The 18,709-nt window shown below is 64.9% G+C and carries 20 protein-coding genes and 1 other RNA gene; 9 read left to right on the forward strand and 12 right to left on the reverse strand.

The genetic code is table 11. The annotated features are described in order from the left end of the window. Window positions 1-52: 52 nt before the first annotated feature. Window positions 53-952 (forward strand): LysR substrate-binding domain-containing protein, encoded by a 900-nt coding sequence (locus tag HL671_RS04300; protein ID WP_244424178.1) that lies wholly within the window; start codon window positions 53-55, stop codon window positions 950-952. Window positions 953-1,263: 311 nt separating this feature from the next. On the opposite strand, the gene HL671_RS04305 is transcribed toward HL671_RS04300, so the two are convergent. The 11 genes from HL671_RS04305 to HL671_RS04355 all read right to left on the reverse strand — a co-directional run bounded on the left by HL671_RS04305 (window position 1,264) and on the right by HL671_RS04355 (window position 11,103). After that, entirely contained in the window at window positions 1,264-2,760 is a 1,497-nt protein-coding gene (locus HL671_RS04305; RefSeq protein WP_012045972.1) for a Do family serine endopeptidase, read from the reverse strand. Between the two features lie 245 nt (window positions 2,761-3,005). Continuing rightward, window positions 3,006-3,212 (reverse strand): DUF2065 domain-containing protein, encoded by a 207-nt coding sequence (locus HL671_RS04310; RefSeq protein ID WP_008960820.1) that lies wholly within the window; start codon window positions 3,210-3,212, stop codon window positions 3,006-3,008. Between the two features lie 107 nt (window positions 3,213-3,319). Beyond that, the gene (gene hflC, locus HL671_RS04315; protein ID WP_012045973.1) at window positions 3,320-4,255 is read right to left on the reverse strand and encodes a protease modulator HflC; all 936 of its coding nucleotides are present in this window, start codon (window positions 4,253-4,255) and stop codon (window positions 3,320-3,322) included. Then, entirely contained in the window at window positions 4,252-5,391 is a 1,140-nt protein-coding gene (gene hflK, locus HL671_RS04320; RefSeq protein WP_172235703.1) for an FtsH protease activity modulator HflK, read from the reverse strand. The genes hflC and hflK overlap by 4 nt, the downstream gene beginning before the upstream one ends. Window positions 5,392-5,641: 250 nt before the next feature. Further along, entirely contained in the window at window positions 5,642-6,154 is a 513-nt protein-coding gene (locus HL671_RS04325) for a dihydrofolate reductase (protein ID WP_172235704.1), read from the reverse strand. Further along, the gene (locus tag HL671_RS04330) at window positions 6,151-6,636 is read right to left on the reverse strand and encodes a GNAT family N-acetyltransferase (RefSeq protein WP_012045976.1); all 486 of its coding nucleotides are present in this window, start codon (window positions 6,634-6,636) and stop codon (window positions 6,151-6,153) included. The genes HL671_RS04325 and HL671_RS04330 overlap by 4 nt, the downstream gene beginning before the upstream one ends. A gap of 3 nt (window positions 6,637-6,639) precedes the next feature. Further along, entirely contained in the window at window positions 6,640-7,434 is a 795-nt protein-coding gene (locus HL671_RS04335; RefSeq protein WP_012045977.1) for a thymidylate synthase, read from the reverse strand. Window positions 7,435-7,581: 147 nt separating this feature from the next. Continuing rightward, window positions 7,582-9,093: a tripartite tricarboxylate transporter permease gene (locus HL671_RS04340; RefSeq protein WP_012045978.1), complete on the reverse strand. Its 1,512-nt coding sequence runs from the start codon at window positions 9,091-9,093 to the stop codon at window positions 7,582-7,584. A 7-nt stretch (window positions 9,094-9,100) separates the two neighbouring features. Next, window positions 9,101-9,880, reverse strand: coding sequence for a tripartite tricarboxylate transporter TctB family protein (locus tag HL671_RS04345; RefSeq protein ID WP_012045979.1), 780 nt, complete (start codon window positions 9,878-9,880; stop codon window positions 9,101-9,103). A 96-nt stretch (window positions 9,881-9,976) separates the two neighbouring features. Further along, window positions 9,977-10,510 (reverse strand): chromate transporter, encoded by a 534-nt coding sequence (locus tag HL671_RS04350; protein ID WP_172235705.1) that lies wholly within the window; start codon window positions 10,508-10,510, stop codon window positions 9,977-9,979. After that, a complete protein-coding gene (locus HL671_RS04355; RefSeq protein WP_012045981.1) occupies window positions 10,507-11,103 on the reverse strand; it encodes a chromate transporter in 597 nt (198 codons plus the stop codon). Before HL671_RS04355 ends, HL671_RS04350 begins: the two co-directional genes overlap by 4 nt. Window positions 11,104-11,197: 94 nt before the next feature. Here HL671_RS04355 and ssrA point away from each other — a divergent pair. The 7 genes from ssrA to feoB all read left to right on the forward strand — a co-directional run bounded on the left by ssrA (window position 11,198) and on the right by feoB (window position 16,880). Beyond that, window positions 11,198-11,565, forward strand: a transfer-messenger RNA (tmRNA) gene (gene ssrA, locus HL671_RS04360). A gap of 273 nt (window positions 11,566-11,838) precedes the next feature. Next, a complete protein-coding gene (locus HL671_RS04365; protein ID WP_012045982.1) occupies window positions 11,839-12,366 on the forward strand; it encodes an SspB family protein in 528 nt (175 codons plus the stop codon). A 96-nt stretch (window positions 12,367-12,462) separates the two neighbouring features. Further along, window positions 12,463-13,887 (forward strand): class II fumarate hydratase, encoded by a 1,425-nt coding sequence (gene fumC, locus HL671_RS04370; protein ID WP_012045983.1) that lies wholly within the window; start codon window positions 12,463-12,465, stop codon window positions 13,885-13,887. 235 nt (window positions 13,888-14,122) lie between these two features. After that, on the forward strand, window positions 14,123-14,308 hold the full coding sequence (locus HL671_RS04375; RefSeq protein WP_172235761.1) for a DUF4169 family protein: 186 nt from the start codon (window positions 14,123-14,125) through the stop codon (window positions 14,306-14,308). Then, on the forward strand, window positions 14,308-14,595 hold the full coding sequence (locus HL671_RS04380; protein ID WP_012045985.1) for a ribbon-helix-helix domain-containing protein: 288 nt from the start codon (window positions 14,308-14,310) through the stop codon (window positions 14,593-14,595). Before HL671_RS04375 ends, HL671_RS04380 begins: the two co-directional genes overlap by 1 nt. Before the next feature lie 107 nt (window positions 14,596-14,702). Further along, window positions 14,703-14,978, forward strand: a complete 276-nt coding sequence (locus HL671_RS04385) for a FeoA family protein (protein WP_012045986.1) — start codon at window positions 14,703-14,705, stop codon at window positions 14,976-14,978. 24 nt (window positions 14,979-15,002) lie between these two features. Further along, complete coding sequence (gene feoB / locus HL671_RS04390) at window positions 15,003-16,880, forward strand: ferrous iron transporter B (protein WP_172235706.1); 1,878 nt, start codon at window positions 15,003-15,005, stop codon at window positions 16,878-16,880. 26 nt (window positions 16,881-16,906) lie between these two features. Here the strand turns inward: feoB and HL671_RS04395 are convergent, their stop codons facing one another. Continuing rightward, a complete protein-coding gene (locus HL671_RS04395; protein ID WP_172235707.1) occupies window positions 16,907-17,695 on the reverse strand; it encodes an NAD(P)H-dependent oxidoreductase in 789 nt (262 codons plus the stop codon). Window positions 17,696-17,784: 89 nt separating this feature from the next. Here HL671_RS04395 and HL671_RS04400 point away from each other — a divergent pair, with 89 nt between their 5' ends. Further along, window positions 17,785-18,708 (forward strand): LysR family transcriptional regulator, encoded by a 924-nt coding sequence (locus tag HL671_RS04400; RefSeq protein ID WP_172235708.1) that lies wholly within the window; start codon window positions 17,785-17,787, stop codon window positions 18,706-18,708. Window position 18,709: the final 1 nt, after the last annotated feature.

Consider the following 18,709-nt stretch of genomic DNA (forward strand, 5'->3'; position numbering starts at 1 on the left):
GAATTTCATTCATACTGGCATCATGCGATCTCTTCCGCCTTTCGATGGGCTCGTGGCCTTTGAAGCTGCGGCCCGCCACCGCAGCATCACATTGGCGGCGACCGAACTCGGACTGACACAGAGCGCGGTGAGCCACCGGCTGCGCAAGCTCGAGACCTATCTCGGCGCCAAGCTGTTCAACCACCGCAGCGGGACTGGGCTGTCGCCGACGACGGCCGGCGCCTCGCTGCTCACCGAGACCGTGGGCCTGCTCGACGAACTGGCGATGCTGCGTGCGCGCTACCGTGCCGCCGCACAGCCCGCAGTCTTGAAGGTCGGGGTGGGCGCGGCCCTGTCGCATTATTGGCTGGTGCGGAGATTGCCCGGCTTTCTGGCGCGACACGGCGATGTCGGCGTCGAGCTCTTTGTCGCGGAAAGCGAAGCCCAAGCGCGGGCGGCCGATGTCGACCTTCAGGTGCTGTGGCTGCCGAAGACAGTGGCACGCGCAAGCTCGACGCAACGGGTGCTGTTCCGGGAGCGTGTCTTCCCCGTCGCCATGCCGCGCCTGTTGCCACGCAGCCGCGCCCTGCACAACGTCCGCGATCTCGCAAACTATCCGATCATTCACAAGGGGCGCGCTGGCCGCGACGACGGCGCGGAATGGTCATGGCCGGCATGGTTCGAGCGGCTCGGCCTCGGCGCGGCAGCGCCGGGCGGCATGCGGGTCGACACGATCAGCCTGGCGCTGGCCGCAGCGATCGCGGGCGCGGGCGTGGCACTGGGACGATCACTGCTGGTGCACGACGCGCTGGCCGACCGGCGCTTGACTCGCGTGCTGGCAGCTGAATGGGATATGCCGTCCAGCAAAGTCCATGTCGTGCGCTGGCCCGCCGTGCTGAGCGCGGACCCGCGCGTCAAACTGTTCACGGGCTGGCTGGCCGGCGAGGCGGCGCTGCTGTCGGAAAGTGATTGAGGTCCAGGCCCTTTGAGATCCAGGCCCTGCCCCAGCGGAAACTTGCGTGAACAGCATCATCTTGCGGTCAGCCAATGAAGGCGATGCGCCGATCCAGGAGCCAGACAGCCGCGACCGATATTATGAGAGGCGCCAACTGACGAACCTGTCCCGAACCACTCCATGCAGGCTCGGGCACGGCTTTCCCACTGCGGCAGCGCGCGTGCCGATCACCGTCATTGCGAGGGGCATATGCGACGACGCAATCCAGAGCCGCTCATTGAACTCTGGATTGCGCCGCTCGCCCGCAATGACGGCGGCGAGGCCGCCTCTTACTGCAGGCTGAGCGCCACGAAGCGGAGTTCGCCGTCGGCGTTGGAGACCAAAAGCAGCACCGACTTCTTGCCGTCCTTCTTGAGCTGGTCGACCCGCTTCTTAATATCGGCGCCGGAGGTCACGGCCTCCTGCGCAACCTCGACGATGACGTCGCCGGCCGACAGGCGCTTCTCGGCGGCATCGGAGCCCTGGTCGACGCCGGTGACGATGACGCCCTTGACGCTGTCCTTGATCTTGTAGCGCGTGCGCAGATCCTTCGACAGCGCGGCGAGATCGAGCCCGAGCGCCTTCTGCGTCTGGGGCTTCTCGGCCGGCTCGTCCTTCTTGATCGCCGCCTGCTGCACTTTCTCGTTGTCCTCGAGCCGGCCGAGCTTGACCTTGAGCGTCTGCTCCTGGCCCTTGCGGATGACGATGACATCGACTTCCTTGCCGACCGCGGTGTCGGCGACGATCCGCGACAGGTCCTTCGGCTCCTTGATGTCATGACCGTCGAACTTGACGACCACGTCGCCCGGCTCGATGCCCGCCGGCTTGGCCGGTCCCTTGTCGTCGACGCCTGCGACCAGCGCGCCGCGCGCCGGCTTGATGTTGAGGCTCTCCGCGATCTCGTCGGTGACGCCCTGGATGCGCACACCGAGCCAGCCGCGGCGCAGTTCGCCGAACTGGCGCAGCTGGTCGACAACGCCGGCCACCGTCTTCGACGGCACCGCGAAGCCGATGCCGATCGAGCCGCCCGACGGCGAGATGATCAGGGTGTTGACGCCGATGACCTCGCCGTCGAGGTTGAACAGCGGACCGCCGGAATTGCCGCGATTGATCGCGGCGTCGGTCTGGATGTAGCTGTCATAGGGCCCCGACGAGATGTCGCGGTTCTTAGCCGAGACGATGCCCGCGGTGACGGTGCCGCCGAGGCTGAACGGGTTGCCGATCGCGACCACCCAGTCGCCCAGCCGAAGCTTGTCGGAATCGCCGAACTTCACCACGGTCAGCGGCCGCGGCGGCTTGAACTTGAGCACTGCGAGGTCCGTCTTCTTGTCGACGCCGACCAGCTCGGCCTTGATCTTGGTGCCGTCGTTCATGATCACGTTGATCTCGTCAGCATCGGCGATGACGTGGTTGTTGGTGACGACCACGCCGGAATCGTCGACGATGAAGCCCGAGCCCAGCGAATTGGTGCGGCGTGGCGAGTTGTCGGCCCCACCCCGGCCGCCTGGGCCGCCGCGGCGGTTCTTGAAGAAGTCGTCGAAGAACTCCTCGAACGGCGAGCCCGGCGGCACCTGCGGATTGGCGCCGCGCCCCTCTCCGCCGCCCTTGGCCTCGACGGTCTGCGAGGTCGAGATGTTGACCACCGCGTCGATCACCTTCTCGGCGACGTCGGCAATCCCTTCGGGCCCCCGTGCCGAAGCCGGCGCCGGCGCGAGCGCCCAGCCGACGGCGAAAACCGCCGCGGTCACGATCGGGCGCAAGCGGCTGAGAGCAAGGGTTGCGGTCATCGGGCGGATCTCCAAAAGGACAGAAAATTCAGTCGGTACAGTGCGCCGGAACCGGCCGAGGACGCAAGCACGCCGGCTCGGAGCGCCGAATTCATCATTGAAGGCGACCTAATACGGCAAAATGGCGCAGCCATCGCCTCACAATGGCGTTGGCCGGGCGGAAGGCAACGGGCGCCATCGTAATGGCCGCAATCGTCCGGGGTTCCTGCCGGGTCGATCATACGGCGGCGCGGGCGCCGCCGGGTTCAGATCGGGCGCCGGATGACCCAGATCAGCACCAGCCCAGCCACCGCGGACCCGATTCCAACCGCGCGCAGCACGTTGTCGGGCGTGGTCATCGCCGTCTTCATGGCCCGCCGCATCCACTCCGGACTTGCCGCGAACATCAGACCCTCGAGCACGAACAGGATACCTAATCCGATGAGGAAATCGGAAAACGCAATGGACCTCATCGGACCCGGACCTCCCATTCGACCTTCTTGATATCAGACGGGGCGAAGCAACGGCTTCGCCCCGTCTCTGTCAACTCTTATTCACCGGGATCGACCGCCCGATGACATCAGGGTTTGGGCGCCTGCGCCGCGGCCGCCGTCGCGCCGGCCGGAGACGGCGTGTCCGATCCCGCCTTGCCCGAGGGATTGGCGAAATAGCGGAAGAACTCCGAATCGGGCCGCAGCAGGAAGCGGGTCTCGCCGGACTTCAGCCCGTTCTCATAGGCCGACATCGAGCGGTAGAAGGCGAAGAAGTCGGGATCCTTGCCATAGGCCTCAGCGAACAGCCGGTTGCGCTCGGCATCGCCGGCGCCGCGGGTCTGCTCCGCCTGCGAATTGGCCTCGGCCACGATCACAGTCGCCTCACGGTCGGCCTTGGACCTGATCTCCTGCGCCTTCTGGCCGCCGAGGGCCCGGAACTCCTCGGCCTCGCGCTGCCGTTCAGTCTTCATCCGATTGTAGACCGCCTGGCTGTTGGCCTCCGGCAGATCGGCACGACGGATGCGGACATCGACGACCTGAATGCCATAGGCATCGGCCTCCTTGTCGAGCTGATCGCGGATCTTGCGCATCAGCCCTTCGCGTTCGTCGCGCACCACCTGGGTGAAGGTGACCTCGCCGAGCACGCGGCGGAGCGAGGCGTTGAGCAAGGTGCCGAGCTGAACATTGGCGGTCTGGATCGAGCCGACGCTCTGGTAGAACTGCAGCGCGTTCTTGATCCGGTAGCGCGCGAAGGCATCGACCACGAGCCGCTTCTGGTCGAAGGCGATCACCTCCTGCGACGGATTCTCCAGGTCGAGAATGCGCTTGTCGATCGAGATCACGTTGTCGATGAATGGCGCCTTGAAGTTCAAGCCGGGCTCAGTGACGACATCGACCGGCTTGCCGAAGCGCACGACGAGCGCCTGCTCGGTCTGCTGCACGGTGAACAGCGAACTGTAGCCGATGACGACGAGGGCCAGCGCCACGACCAGCGCGACGATGCCTGCGACGGGGGACCTCATCGGACGCCTCCCTGCTGGGTCGCGGGGCCCTGACCTTGGCCTTGGCGGCGCGGCGCGAGATCGCCGAGCGGCAGCAACGGCACGGGGCCGCCGGACGGGCCGCCGTCGAGCACGAGCTTCTCGGAGCCGGAGAGCACGCGCTCCATCGTCTCGAGATAAATGCGTTCGCGGGTCACGTTCGGGGCCTTCTTGTACTCGTCATAGACCTTGATGAAACGCGCGCTCTGACCCTTGGCCTCGGCGATCGCCTGCTCCTTGTAGCCTTCGGCGACCTGCAGGATCTGCGCGGCGCGGCCGCGCGCATCCGGCACCACCTTGTTGGCGTAGGTCTGCGCCTCGTTCTGCAGCCGCTCGAGGTCGGCACGGGCCGCCTGAACGTCGCGGAACGCCTCGATCACCTGCGCCGGTGGGTCGACCTTCTGCATCTGCACCTGGGTGATCTGGATGCCCGAGCCATAATTATCGAGCGTCTTCTGCATCAGCTCCTGCACGTTCTGCTCGATCACGGTGCGGGCGCCGGTGAGGATCGGCTGAATGTTGGAACGGCCGATCACCTCGCGCATCGCGCTTTCGGCCACGGCCTTCACCGTGCCCTCAGGGTTCTGGATGTTGAACAGGAAGTCGGCAGCGCCCTTCGGCTTGATGCGCCACAGCACCGTGACGTCGACATCGACGATGTTCTCGTCGCCGGTCAGCATCAGGCTTTCCTCGGGCACATCGCGACCGCCACGGCCACGCCGGCCCGGATCGTCATTGGCGGTGATGCCGATGGAGATCGAATTGACGCGCAGCGCCTTCGGCAGCAGCACGGTCTCGATCGGATAGGGCAAATGGTAGCGCAGGCCGGGCTGCTCATCACGGACATATTTTCCGAAGCGCAGCACGACGCCGAGCTCTTCGGACTGCACCCTGTAGAAGCCGGACAGGAGCCAGATCGCGATCGCGCCGACCACGACCAGGAGCACGCCGACGGCGCCGAAGCCGCCCCCCGGAATGAACTGCTGAAGCCGGTCCTGACCGCGCCGCAGAAGATCTTCGAGGTCCGGTGGCCTTGGACCGACCGGTTGCGGTCCCGAGCCCCAGGGCCCCTTCGGACCCGGACCCCAAGGGCCTCCGCCCTGATTCTTCCACGCCATCGATCGATCTCCTCCGAGAGGCTCATGGTGCACAAACGCCGGCCCCGACGGTGGCCGGTTTATAAGGGACGGCCCGGCCCCTTACAATGTAGCGCTCCAGCTAAGCCCGAACCGGGTTTTGTCAATGTAAACAGCGGCCGAAGCGCTGGTTTGCCGCGGTCAGGGCGGCCTGGAGCGGCCCAACGACGCGAACTTCATCATTAACGGATGGTCTTGAGATGACGGGACGGCGTCAGGCGGCCGTCAGCGCTCACCGCTTCCGGCGATAGGTCACATAGGAGAAGTCGGCCTGATCGTCCGGTCCCGACGCATGGCGCTCGCGCGCCACCTGCTCCCACCGAGCCGGATCGACGGCCGGAAACAGCGTATCGCCCGGCGGGCTCATATGCACCTCGGTGATCTCCAGACGGTCGGCCAGCGGCATCGTCGCGGCATAGATCTCTGCCCCGCCGATGATGGCGATTTCCGCGGCCGAACGCCGCAGCGCGTCACCGCGGGCGATCGTGAGCGCCTCACCGACCGAGCGGGTCACGATGGCGCCGGGCGCGCGGAACGCGGCATCGCGGGTGACGATGATGTTGGTGCGGCCCGGCAGCGGCCGGCGCGGAAACGAGATGAACGTCTTGCGGCCCATGACAATGGGCCGTCCCATCGTCATCGCTTTGAAGCGCTGCATGTCGCTCTTCTGCCGCCACGGAATCGCACCTGCGGCACCGATCACGCCATTCTCGGCCATTGCGACGATAAGCACGATCTCGATCATGGCGCCCGCTCCGCAAGCTGCACCAGCGCCGTGCCCGTCACCTTGCACAGGGTCCAGTCATCCAGCAGCTCGGCGCCGAGCGACTTGTAGAACGTGATCGAGGGCGCGTTCCAGTCGAGCACCGACCATTGCAGCCGCGCCCAATTGCGCGCGATACAGCGGCGCGCCAGATGGCCGAGCAGCGCCTGGCCGATGCCGTTGCGGCGGAAGGCGGGCCGCACGAACAAATCTTCGAGATAGATGCCGGGACGGCCTGCGAAGGTGGAGAAGTTGACAAACCAGACCGCGAAGCCGGCGACCTCGCCGTTCCACTCCGCGATGTCGCAGAACAGCGTGGGATTCTCACAGAACAGTGCGGCGGCAATGTCCGCTTCGGTCGCCACGACCTCGTGCGACAGCTTCTCGTAGTCGGCGAGTTCCCGGATCAGGGCAAAGACCACGCCGATGTCAGCCGGCCCGGCGCCGCGAATGACCAGCGACATCAGCTACACCGCCACCTCGGCCTTGATGTGCGGATGCGGGTCGTAGCCGGCGAGCGCGAAATCCTCGTAGCGGAAGGCGAAGATGTCCTTGACGTCGGGATTGAGCGTCATCGTGGGCAGCGACCGCGGCGCACGGGTCAATTGCAGTCGCGCCTGTTCGACGTGGTTGGAGTAGAGATGGACGTCGCCGAAGGAGTGTACGAACTCGCCCGGCTTCAGGCCGGTCACCTGCGCCACCATCATCGTCAGCAGCGCATAGGAGGCGATGTTGAAGGGGACGCCGAGGAAGACATCGGCCGAGCGCTGATAGAGCTGGCACGACAGCTTGCCATTCACGACGTAGAACTGAAACAAACAATGGCACGGCGGCAACGCCATCTTCTCGACATCGGCCGGATTCCACGCCGTAACGATGAGCCGGCGCGAATCCGGATTGCGCTTGATCATGTCGATCACATTGGCGATCTGGTCGATATGGCCGCCGTCGGGCGTCGGCCAGGAGCGCCATTGATAGCCGTAGACCGGGCCAAGATCGCCATTGGCATCCGCCCACTCGTCCCAGATCGTGACCCCGTGGTCGTGCAGATATTTGATGTTGGTGTCGCCCCTCAGGAACCACAGCAGCTCGTGCACGATCGCCTTGAGCGGCAGCCGCTTGGTGGTAACGAGGGGAAAGCCGGCGCCCAGATTGAAACGCATCTGGTGGCCGAACACCGACAGCGTGCCGGTGCCGGTGCGGTCGTGCTTCTCCGCGCCGTCGGACAGGATGCGTTCGAGCAGGTCGTGATATTGGTGCATGGCCGATGCTTGCCGTTAAAGCGCAAGCTGTAGCGGAGGAGATTTCCTCCGGACACAAGATTCAGGCGATTATACCCAGGAAGCTGGCCGCTGTCGAAGCCGCGCAGGCGCGGGAACCCAGGTTCCCGCCCGCCTCCCGGATTCCCGCTACCCCTCCACGAAGACCTCGTCGCGCTTGCGTCGCAGCGCCGGAAGCACGGCCAGGACGAGGAGCGCGGCCGCGATCGCCAGCAGCGCGGCCGACAGCGGGCGCGTGATGAAGACCGACCAGTCGCCGCGCGAGATCTGCAGCGTCCGGCGCAGATTCTCCTCCATCAGCGTCCCCAGCACCATGCCGAGCAGCAGCGGCGCGGGCTCGAAATCATGCTTGATCAGCCAGTAACCGAACAGGCCGAAGGCGCCGGCCAGGATCACGTCGACCGGGGCATTGTTGATCGAATAAATGCCGATGGCACAGAACACCACGATCGAAGGAAACATCAGCCGGTAGGGCACACGCAGCAGCCGCACCCAGATGCCCACCAGCGGCAGGTTGATGATGATCAGCATCAGATTGCCGATCCACATTGATGCGATCATGCCCCAGACCAGGTCCGGCTGCTTCTGCATCACCTGTGGTCCGGGCTGAATGCCGTGGATGGTCATGGCCCCGACCATCAGCGCCATCACCGCATTCGGCGGGATGCCGAGCGTCAGCAGCGGAATAAACGAGGTCTGCGCCGCCGCATTATTGGCGCTTTCCGGCGCGGCCACACCCGCGATAGCGCCGCGGCCGAAGCGGGACGGATCGCGCGCGATCTTCTTCTCGAACGTATAGGCGGCGAAGGAGGCGATCACGGCGCCGCCTCCCGGCAGGATGCCGAGGATCGAACCGAGTATCGTGCCGCGGAAGATCGCCGGCGCCGATTCGGCGAGGTCCTTGCGGGTCGGCATCAATCCCGTGATTTTCTGCTGCACCAGCTCCCGATCGGATTCGGCGCCGCTGTCGAGGTTGCGGATGATCTCGGCAAAGCCAAACACGCCCATGGCGACCGTGGCGAAGCCCAGGCCATCGGCGAGCTCAGGGATATTGAACGACATGCGTGAGGCGCCGGTCTCGAGGTCGGCGCCGACCATCGACAGCAACAGGCCGAGCGCGATCATCGCCACCGCCTTGAGCACGCTGCCCTTGGCGAGCACCACCGCAAAAATCAGGCCCAGCACCATCAGCGAAAAATATTCGGCCGGCCCGAACAGCAGCGCCAGCCTGGTCAGGGGCGCGCCGAGCACGGCGATCAGCACGGTGGCCGCGCAGCCGGCGACGAACGAGCCGATGGCCGCGATCGACAAAGCCGGCCCTGCCCGCCCCTGCTTGGCCATCTGGAAACCGTCCAGTGTGGTGACGACCGATGTCGCCTCGCCCGGGATGTTGACCAGGATCGATGTGGTCGAACCGCCATATTGGGCGCCATAATAGATGCCGGCGAGCATGATCAGGGCGCCGACCGGCGGCAGGCCGAAGGTGATCGGCAGCAGCATCGCGACGGTCGCGATGGTGCCGATGCCCGGAAGCACCCCGACCAACGTGCCGACCAGCGCGCCGACCAGGCAGAGCAGCAAATTGATCGGGCTCAAGGCGACGGCAAAGCCATGTGCGAGGTTTTGGAACAGATCGAGCATGCCGGCCTCACTGCACCAGAAGACGTGGAAACAACGGCATCGGCAGCCCGAGCACGTAAGGAAACAACAGCGCGCAGCCCAGGGTCAGGACGACGCCCACGATGAGCGTCTCGCCCCAGCGCGTTTCGGATGTACCGAGCGCGGCGATCAGGAAGCTCGCGAGCGCCGCGACGATCAGCCCCAGGGGGCGGATCGCCACGGCAAAGCTCAGGATCGCGAGCGACACGAATAACGGCCCACGCCAGTGATAGATCTGGAGCGACGGCCCCTCGGTCACCAGGCCGATCACGGCGACGGCAGCCCCCATGCCCAGCAGCAGCACGCCGAGCATGCGCGGCGCGGTACCCGGACCGAAGGTGAAGCCCCGCATGCCCGACAGGTCGCTTGCAGCCCACAGAGCGAACAAGGCGATCGCCATCAGTACGACGCCGCCGAAATAGTCCTGCGGCGCGCGCGGCCGGACCAGCCAGGTGAACAGCGCGATCGCCATCAACGGATAGGTGTAGATCAGCACGAGCAGCGCATCGGATCGCAGCGTGATCTTGCCGCCCTCCGCCCATTGGCGAACGAGTGCCGGCAGCGATTCGACAAGGGCTGCGCCATGCGCCGACATGACCTGCAGCGGAGACCGCACCGCGAGTGCGGCAATCTGGCCCGCGAGCGCCATCGCAAGCTCGACGAGTTGCGGCGCAAAGGCGAGGAGCAGGATGATCAATGCGCCGATTGCGTTGCGTGCGGCCGGCGTATTCGCCGCATTATCCGACAACTGGCCCGTGGTGTCGGCCATGCCTCGCCCTCCCCCGATCGACCTTGCCGGCCGACATTGTTCTCGTTTGCGGATCCGAAGCGATCCGGACCCGCTTTGTTTGCCTAGCGGCTTTCCCTAGAGAAGGCCAGCGAAACCAAGGCAGCCTCCCGCGGCCAACAGCCAGAGCGGATTGAGCCGTGTCATCGATGCGACGAGGGCGGCGATGACGGTCAGTACGAAGCCTGGCCACGTCCGGTCGGAGGCCAGGCCGAGGATCCATGCGCTCGCGGCCATCAGACCGATCGACAGCGGCACCAATGCGGCCTGCAGCACGCCGGACCAGCGCGCCTCTCGCGCATTCGCCAGCCAGCGGCTGACGAAATAGGAAAGAACGGCCGTAGGGCCGCACATCGCGATGGTCGCGATCGCAGCGCCAGCGACGCCTGCGACCGAATAGCCAATCAGTGCGACGATCAGAACGTTGGGTCCGGGCGATAATTGCGACAGCGCGAAGGCGTCGGCGAACTGCTTGTCGGTCATCCAGTGCCGGACATCGACCGCAACACGATGCAATTCGGGAATCGCTGCAACAGCGCCGCCAATTGCAAACAGCGAGATCAGCGCAAACGTCCAGAACAGCTGGAAGATCGGATTGTCGTCGCCGCTCATCGCGCCCATCGCATCTTGGCATAGGCCACGGCAAGGCTGAGCGGCACGGCGACCAGCAGCACCTCCGCCAGCGGCAGCCGGGCGAGCCCGATGGCGATGAACACCGCGAGCATGACGGCGAGGCCGAGCACGTCGCTCTTCTTCAAGAGCGGCGACATCATCCGAAACACCACCGAAGCCAGCAGGCCCACAGCCACGCAGGACACCCCGGCCAGTGCCTGTCGCAGCGCGTCGATCTGCCCGAAATGGCCGTAGAGCGCCGCCAAGGCGGTGACCAAGAACAGCGGCGGGCCGAGCAGGCCGGCGAAGGCCGCAAGGCCTCCGGCAACGCCGCGCAGACGCGCACCGAAGACCATCGCGAGGTTGACGATGTTGGGCCCGGGCAGGAAATGGCACAGCGCGAAGGTCTCGTTGAACTCCTCGGCCGTCATCCAGCGGTGCTCGTCGACAATCGCGCGGCGCGCGAACACCAGCACGCCGCCGAACCCCGACAGCGACATTTTCGCAAAAGCGAAGAAGAGCGTACGAAGACTGGGCGGATCTTTGGCGATGTCGGCGCCAGGCGAGGCCGCCGACGCAATTCGGTTAGCCATGCCGCACTGTAAGAGGATGAAAACGGGCCTGCCAAGATCGAACCAGGGGTTCCCTGCAACAGCCCACATTTTTGTCGCACGACGCCGCCCGCAGGGTCTGTGCATCCACCGCCGAGCGGCCTATATAGGGGGTGCCGGCTTGCCGGCTATGGAAATAAATCGCCGTCGAAATAAACCATTCGGACCCGGGGGCGGTACCCGGCGCCTCCACCAAAGTCCGCCTTGGAGACATCTCGGATGTCGGGCTTCGGCGGGGGCGAAATAGGATCGACGAGGGCGTAAAGGGCGAGCTTTTTCCCGGTATTGTTCCGCCGTTATCGGGCTACTGCAATAGTTGCCAACGACAACTTTGCTCCGGTTGCTCAGGCTGCGTAACGCAGTTTGAAAGACCACCTTAAAGTCCTAACGGGTTAAGCTCCGTTAGGCGGGGTTCGGAGGCACCTGGCAACAGAAGCCTCCACTTTACCTTGATCTCACTACCTTGAATCCCATTGAGTTTCACTTTGTCGCGGTTCACTGCCTTGTATTGAGCTGCCTTTCCTGTTCATTCCTTTCCGTCCGGGCTTTCGCCGTTTGGGGCACCGCCCTATGTCAGATGGAACCGGCTTGGTTGCTGACCCCGGCGCAGAGGCGCGGTACGATGGTTGACGACGAGTCGGGAACGCTGCTTTTCGAGTGGGCGCGGCAGCCCGGCACAAGCGGGCGGGCGCGCCCCGCGACGATACAGGACCGAACATGGCGACGGATCATATTCGATACGATGTGTTGGCGCGCGACGCGCTGCGCGGGGTGCTGCGCCGGGTTTTGAGCGATGCCGCCGCCCATGGGCTTCCCGGCGAGCACCATTTCTTCATCACCTTCGTGTCCAAGGCCGAAGGCGTGAAGCTCTCGCCGCGGCTGCTGGCGCAGTATCCGGAGGAGATGACGATCATCTTGCAGCACCAGTTCTGGGATCTGGTGGTGACCGAGGATCGCTTCGAGGTCGGACTGTCGTTCGGCGGCATTCCGGAACGGCTGGTCGTGCCGTTCCACGCCATCAAGAGCTTCTTCGATCCTTCGGTGCAGTTCGGGCTGCAATTCGAGCCGTCCGAGGCCATTGCCGAGACGCCCGCCAGCCCGAAGCTTCCGGCCGCGCCTGCCCCTGCCGCGCTGGCACCGGCTCCGGTCGCCGCAGCCAGCGCGGCGGATGACCAGCCGGAGCCGCCCGCTCCCTCCGGAGAAGGCGCGGAGGTCGTTCGCCTCGACCGCTTCCGTAAGAAGTAGGCGCATTCGTCGCGCACGGAACGGCGGATCACGCCATAGATTGAAGCATGCTTGAACCGGAACAGTCCGGTTCGCGACCAATCATGGGCATGCTTCATGACGAATTCAGCTAATTCATTATCAGATCGGCCGACGCGCACCGAGACCGACAGCCTCGGCCCGATCGAGGTTGCAGCCGACCGCTACTGGGGCGCTCAGACCGAACGCAGTCGGCAGAATTTTCGGATCGGAAACGACCGGATGCCGATGGGCCTCGTGCGTGCCCTGGCGCTGGTGAAGCGCGCTGCGGCACAGACGAACCGCGAGCTCGGACTTCTGGAGCCACGGACGGCGGAGGCGATCATCAGCGCCGCCCAGGAGGTCATCGACGGCAAGCTCGACGACCATTTCCCGCTGGTCGTCTGGCAGACCGGCTCCGGCACTCAGACCAATATGAACCTCAATGAGGTGATCGCAAACCGCGCCAGTGAGCTGCTGGGCGGCCAGCTCGGGACCAAAAAGCCCGTGCACCCGAACGATCACGTCAACATGAGCCAGTCGTCGAACGATGCGTTTCCGACTGCGATGCATATTGCGGCGGCGCAGGCCATTGCCGGCCACCTGCTGCCGGCCCTCTCGGAGCTGCTGGCGGCTTTGCGCGCCCGGCAGGAGGCGTTCTCCGGCATCGTCAAGATCGGCCGGACCCATACCCAGGATGCGACGCCGCTGACGCTCGGACAGGAGTTTTCCGGCTATGCGGCTCAAGTCGAGAGCGCCATCGCCCGGATCGAGACCGCCGCCCGCGATCTGCTGCCGCTGGCCCAGGGCGGCACGGCGGTGGGCACCGGGCTGAACGCCGCTCCCGAGTTCGCCACGCTGTTCGCCCGACACGTCGCGGACATCGTCGGACTGCCCTTCACCAGTGCCGTGAACAAGTTCGAAGCTTTGGCGTCGAACGACGCCTATGTCTATGTGCACGGCGCAATCAATGCCGCCGCCGCCGGCCTGTTCAAGATCGCCAACGATATTCGCCTGCTGGGGTCCGGCCCGCGTTCGGGGCTGGGCGAACTGATTCTGCCCGAGAACGAGCCCGGCTCCTCCATCATGCCAGGCAAGATAAATCCGACTCAGTGCGAAGCACTAACGATGGTATGCTGCCAAGTGTTCGGTAATCACACCGCTATTACGATCGCCGGCAGCCAAGGTCATTTCGAACTGAACGTCTACAAACCATTACTCACACATTGCACGATGCAATCCATACAATTACTAGGTGATTCCGCTCGTTCATTCAGCGAACACTGCGTGGCTGGAATTCGCGCCGATGAGAAGCGGATTCGCGAGCTAATGGAACGTTCGTTGATGCTGGTGACCGCGCTGGCGCCGAAGATCGGCTACGACAACGCCGCCAAGGTGGCGAAGACAGCGCATCAGAACGGCACCACCTTGAAAGAAGAAGCGACGCGGCTCGGCTTCGTATCCGAAGATGAATTTGATGCTCTGGTCCAGCCTGAGAAGATGACCAGGCCCGGGAGATCATGACGGTAGTACCGTAGTACTACGGGGGGTGATGCAATTCTCGCCGTTAACCCCTAAAGGATACTCTCGACTACAAGTTCTGCTGCGTTTGGTGAAATACTTGCCCCGCTCGCAACGAAGCGATTGGCGACGAACTATCAGGGAGCGATGACGTGATCGTCCGAATAACGCCTTGGCTCATCTGCGCGACGGGGCTCGTCCCGCCGCAAGGTTCGACAGCTTACTGATCGGAGTGAAAATGGGGGACGTCATCAATCTGAAGCGTTTCAAGAAGCGCGTCGAGCGCGATCAGGCGGCGCAAGCAGCTGAGACCAATCGCGCACGCTATGGCAGGACGAAGTCCGAACGCGCAACTGACGCTCAACGCGACAAGCGCGCGAATGAATTACTCGATCAACATCGTATCAATGGCGAGGACGCGTGATGAAGTCGCCCGTCGTAAAACGTTCAATCGTGGTTGCTGGTCACAAGACCAGCGTCAGCCTCGAAGAGGCGTTCTGGAACGGAATGAAGGAGATTTCGGGTCTCCGTAACATGACCCTGTCCGAACTGGTCGGAGAGATCGACAGCAATCGCCAGCAGGGCAACCTGTCGTCGGCAATCCGGCTGTTCGTGCTCGATCACTTCAAGAACCGCGCAGCCGGCACCCCGGCGGGCGAGCCGAAGGCAACGGTGGACAGCCGGCATACGGCCTCTGCCGCGGCTCCTTGAGGCAGATCAGAGGGCGGTTCGCCCGGCCTGTTTAAAATCGCTCTAAGATGCAGCGGCATTTCGCATGCCGCGCTTGACCTCTTGGCACGCGATTGAAAATACAGGCTATGAGCGAAATCTGCGATACACGGCCGCCTCAGCCGCTCGGCTTGGCCCGGCGGGGCTATACTGGAACGATCCAGCACCTCGCCGCTGGCGGCGCGAGCTCGTCTCTCTCGGACATCGAGCTCGAGAGCCGTCTCATCGAGCTCGGCTTTGTCGAGGGCGCCCGCGTCGAAATCCTGCATGAGGGGATCGTCGGGCGCGACCCGATCGCCGTGCGCGTGGATAACATCACTGTCGCGGTCCGCCGGCGCGAAGCCATGGCCGTCATCGTGGCGTAACAAGCCGCGCGGAAGGCGTTGCCCATGGAAAGCCCCTTGCTGCATTTGGCCCTGGTGGGTACGCCCAACAGTGGCAAGACCTCGCTGTTCAACGCCCTGACGGGAAGCCGTCAGAAGGTCGCGAATTATCCCGGGGTCACGGTCGAGCGCAAAGAGGGCGCCTTTGTCACCCCGCAGGGCCGTCAGATCTCGCTGGTTGACCTGCCGGGCACCTATTCCCTGCGCGGCCGCAGCCCGGACGAGGAGATCACGCGCGATTTCGTGCTTGGACGCGCCACCGGCGAAGTCCTGCCCGACCTCGTGCTGTGCGTGGCCGATTCCACCAATCTCCGATTGACGATCCGGCTCCTGCTCGAGCTCAAGAGCACCGGGCGCCCGCTGGCGCTCGTGCTGAACATGTTCGACATCGCCAAGCGGCGCGGCGTGACGGTCGACGTTGCCGGTCTGTCGCAGGCGCTGGGCGTTCCAGTCGTCACCTCGATCGCGGTCCGCAAGGGCGGGACCGACGACCTCCTGCGGCTGACCGACCAATTGCTGGCCCAGGCGGCCGACGCCGCCGGCGATCGCGCCAATACCTGGCGCCCTCTCACCGTGCCGGAGCTGCGTGCCACCCAGCGCGAGGCCGATCGGATCATCGCGGCCACCGTCAGCCTGCCCGAGCGTCCCGACACCTGGACGGCTCGGATCGATTCGGTGGCGCTGCATCCGGTCGGCGGTCTGCTCGTTCTGCTGGTCATTCTCTTCGTCATGTTCCAGGCGGTGTTCGCCTGGGCGCAACCGTTGATGCAAGTGCTGTCGGCCTCGTTCGACGCGCTCGGCCAGCTCGTTCACGACCAACTGCCCGAAGGCCTGCTGCAGAGCTTCCTGCAGAACGGCGTGATTTCCGGCGTCGGCAGCGTCATCGTCTTCCTGCCGCAGATCATCATCATCTTCCTGTTCATCCTGCTGCTGGAAGATTTCGGCTACATGGCCCGCGCCGCGTTCCTGATGGACCGCATCATGGGCGGCGCCGGGCTGCATGGCCGGGCCTTCATCCCCCTGCTCTCGAGCTTCGCCTGCGCCATTCCCGGCATCATGGCGACGCGCGTGATCGACAACAGGCGCGACCGGCTCACCACGATTCTGATCGCGCCGCTGATGACCTGCTCGGCGCGCATCCCGGTCTATACGCTGATCATCTCGGCCTTCATCCCGCCGACCAAAGTGTGGGGCTTGATCAACCTGCAGGGCCTCGTGATGTTCGGGCTCTATGCCGCGGGGATCGTGAGCGCGCTCGCGGTGTCGTTCCTGATCAAGTTCTTCATGATGCGCGACTATCAGCCGGCGCCGTTCATGCTGGAGCTGCCGGACTACAAGATGCCGCGGCTGCGCGGCATCGCGATCGGCATCTACACCCGCGCCAAGATGTTCCTGCAGCGGGCCGGGACCACGATCTTTGCGATGATGGTGCTGATCTGGTTCCTGGCCTCGTTCCCCCAGCCCCCGGAGGGCGCCGCCGAGCCGGCGATCAATTACAGCCTGGCGGCCATGATCGGCCAGGCCATCGCGCCCCTGCTTACCCCGGTCGGCTTCAACTGGCAGATTGCGGTCGCGCTGGTGCCCGGCATGGCCGCCCGCGAGGTCGCGGTGGCGGCGCTCGGCACGGTCTATGCGATCGAAGGCGGCAAGGAGGCGGCCGAGCAGATCGGACAGGTGCTGGCGAGCAAATGGAGCCTCGCCACCGCGCTGGCCCTGCTCGCCTGGTACATCTTCGCTCCGCAATGCGCCTCGACGCTCGCCGTCATCCGCCGCGAGACCGGCAGCTGGCGGTGGATGGCCGTGACCTTCTTCTACATGTTCGCGCTCGCCTATGCGGCGGCCTTCGCAACCTACCACATCGCGGTCGCAATGGGCGCGGGCTGACCTGACCTGTCCCGCGCCCGCCGCCGTCATCGCGCGGCGGCCACATGCAGCGCGAAGCCGCGCGTGCCCTCCTCGCCAAGCTCCGGCCGGAGCTGCATCGACGGAATCAGATAGTCGCCGTGGTTCTGGCGACGATAGGGAATCGGCTGATCCGTAAACAGCGTCCGCATCCGCGCGCGCAGCCGCTCCACGACATCTGAAAAGCCCGCTTCATCGAGCCGGCCCACCTTGTGCGCGACGAAGGCCGGAAGCACATCGAAGCCGGGATAGAACAGGATGCCGTGGTTGATCGGAAACAGCAGGTCGTCGATCGGCCCGTTGATGCCGCGCTCCGAATAGTGCTCCTCCCAGCCGCCTGTGGTCACCACCAGCATCGCCCGCTTGCCGGCGAAGACGCCCTCGCCATAGCGGTTGCCCCAGCGCTTGTCGCTGTGCTCGCCGACGCCATAGGTGAAGCCTTGGGAATAGACGCGGTCGACCCACCCCTTCAGGATCGCGGGCATCGTGAACCACCACAGCGGAAACTGCAGGATGACCGCGTCAGCCCAGAGCAGCTTGTCCTGCTCGGCCCTGACGTCCGCGGTGAGGATCTGCGCCTTGAAAGCTTCGCCGGACGCGGTCGCGACGTTGAGGCGCGCGTCTGGTGGAAGCTGCGGAAAGTCGGCACGGTCGGCGGCCGACTTCCAGCCCATGGCGTAGAGGTCTGAGACCCTGACCTCGTGCCCCTGGGCCGCGAGCTCGACAACGGCCGCGTCGCGCAAGGCGCCGTTCAGCGAGCGGGGTTCGGGATGGGCGAAGACGAGAAGCACGTTCATGGCTTGGATCCTTTGTTGGAACAGCCAAGACATAGACGTGCCCTCATCTATCCACTATATAGCGCATATCGATAACATTATGCCGAATTATGGATAAATCAGACGTCAGCATCGCGCATATGCGCAGCTTCGTCCGGGTCGCCGAGCGCGGCAGCCTGTCGGCAGTGGCGCGCGAGTTCGGCGTCGGGCAGTCCACGATCACCCGCCATCTGCACGAGTTGGAGGAGACCGTCGGCGTGCCGCTGCTCAGCCGCACCACGCGGCGGGTGACGCTGACCGACGAAGGCAGCCGCTACTACACCAACTGCGTTCAGATCCTGCGGCTGATCGAGCAGGCCGGCGATGAAGCGCGCGGCACGCGCGGCGCGCCCAGCGGCATCATCCGCATTTCCTGCACGGCAGCGTTCGGCATCCTGCACATCACGCGGCTCATCTTCGCGTTCCAGGACCGCTACCCCGACATTGCTGTTGACCTCAACCTGACCGACGAACGCATCGACCTCGTCCGCGACGGTGTCGATATCGCGCTGCGTCTCGCACCGCTCTCCGACAGCTCCTTGAAGCTGCGGTCGCTCGGCCACTCACACCGGCTGCTGGTCGCGTCTCCCGACTATTTGGCGAGGCGCGGCACGCCGCGCACGCCGCAGGACCTGATCGGCCATGACGGCATCCGCATGACCAACGTCGCGGGCAGCGAGACGCTTGTCGTCCTGGGACCCGACGGAGAACGACATGAGGTGCCGTTCAGAGGCAGCTTCCGCACCGATCACGGGCTCGGGGTTCGAGAGGCTGTGCTGTCGGGACGCGGAATCGGCGGCAGCCATGCCTGGCTGGTCGATGACCTCATTGCGGCGGGCAGGCTGACGGTGATCCTGCCCGACCACCGTCTGCCATCGGCTCCGCTCAACATGCTGATCGTCCCCGAGCGCGCCGGCATCGCGCGCGTGCGGCTCATGATCGACTATCTCGCCGCGGAGGTCGTCCGCCTGCCGGGGATCCAGCCAGAGCCCTGAG

The organism is Bradyrhizobium denitrificans, assembly GCF_013179005.1.
GTDB classification, from domain to species: domain Bacteria; phylum Pseudomonadota; class Alphaproteobacteria; order Rhizobiales; family Xanthobacteraceae; genus Bradyrhizobium; species Bradyrhizobium denitrificans.

Excerpts from the sequence above, each read along its gene's own strand:
- HL671_RS04305 (WP_012045972.1), bottom strand. The coding sequence starts at position 2,760 with ATGACCGCAACCCTTGCTCTCAGCCGCTTGCGCCCGATCGTGACCGCG.
- HL671_RS04310 (WP_008960820.1), bottom strand. The coding sequence starts at position 3,212 with ATGAGGTCCATTGCGTTTTCCGATTTCCTCATCGGATTAGGTATCCTG.
- hflC (WP_012045973.1), bottom strand. The coding sequence starts at position 4,255 with ATGAGGTCCCCCGTCGCAGGCATCGTCGCGCTGGTCGTGGCGCTGGCC.
- hflK (WP_172235703.1), bottom strand. The coding sequence starts at position 5,391 with ATGGCGTGGAAGAATCAGGGCGGAGGCCCTTGGGGTCCGGGTCCGAAG.
- HL671_RS04325 (WP_172235704.1), bottom strand. The coding sequence starts at position 6,154 with ATGATCGAGATCGTGCTTATCGTCGCAATGGCCGAGAATGGCGTGATC.
- HL671_RS04330 (WP_012045976.1), bottom strand. The coding sequence starts at position 6,636 with ATGTCGCTGGTCATTCGCGGCGCCGGGCCGGCTGACATCGGCGTGGTC.
- HL671_RS04335 (WP_012045977.1), bottom strand. The coding sequence starts at position 7,434 with ATGCACCAATATCACGACCTGCTCGAACGCATCCTGTCCGACGGCGCG.
- HL671_RS04340 (WP_012045978.1), bottom strand. The coding sequence starts at position 9,093 with ATGCTCGATCTGTTCCAAAACCTCGCACATGGCTTTGCCGTCGCCTTG.
- HL671_RS04345 (WP_012045979.1), bottom strand. The coding sequence starts at position 9,880 with ATGGCCGACACCACGGGCCAGTTGTCGGATAATGCGGCGAATACGCCG.
- HL671_RS04350 (WP_172235705.1), bottom strand. The coding sequence starts at position 10,510 with ATGAGCGGCGACGACAATCCGATCTTCCAGCTGTTCTGGACGTTTGCG.
- HL671_RS04355 (WP_012045981.1), bottom strand. The coding sequence starts at position 11,103 with ATGGCTAACCGAATTGCGTCGGCGGCCTCGCCTGGCGCCGACATCGCC.
- HL671_RS04365 (WP_012045982.1), top strand. The coding sequence starts at position 11,839 with ATGGCGACGGATCATATTCGATACGATGTGTTGGCGCGCGACGCGCTG.
- fumC (WP_012045983.1), top strand. The coding sequence starts at position 12,463 with ATGACGAATTCAGCTAATTCATTATCAGATCGGCCGACGCGCACCGAG.
- HL671_RS04375 (WP_172235761.1), top strand. The coding sequence starts at position 14,123 with ATGGGGGACGTCATCAATCTGAAGCGTTTCAAGAAGCGCGTCGAGCGC.
- HL671_RS04380 (WP_012045985.1), top strand. The coding sequence starts at position 14,308 with ATGAAGTCGCCCGTCGTAAAACGTTCAATCGTGGTTGCTGGTCACAAG.
- HL671_RS04385 (WP_012045986.1), top strand. The coding sequence starts at position 14,703 with ATGAGCGAAATCTGCGATACACGGCCGCCTCAGCCGCTCGGCTTGGCC.
- feoB (WP_172235706.1), top strand. The coding sequence starts at position 15,003 with ATGGAAAGCCCCTTGCTGCATTTGGCCCTGGTGGGTACGCCCAACAGT.
- HL671_RS04395 (WP_172235707.1), bottom strand. The coding sequence starts at position 17,695 with ATGAACGTGCTTCTCGTCTTCGCCCATCCCGAACCCCGCTCGCTGAAC.
- HL671_RS04400 (WP_172235708.1), top strand. The coding sequence starts at position 17,785 with ATGGATAAATCAGACGTCAGCATCGCGCATATGCGCAGCTTCGTCCGG.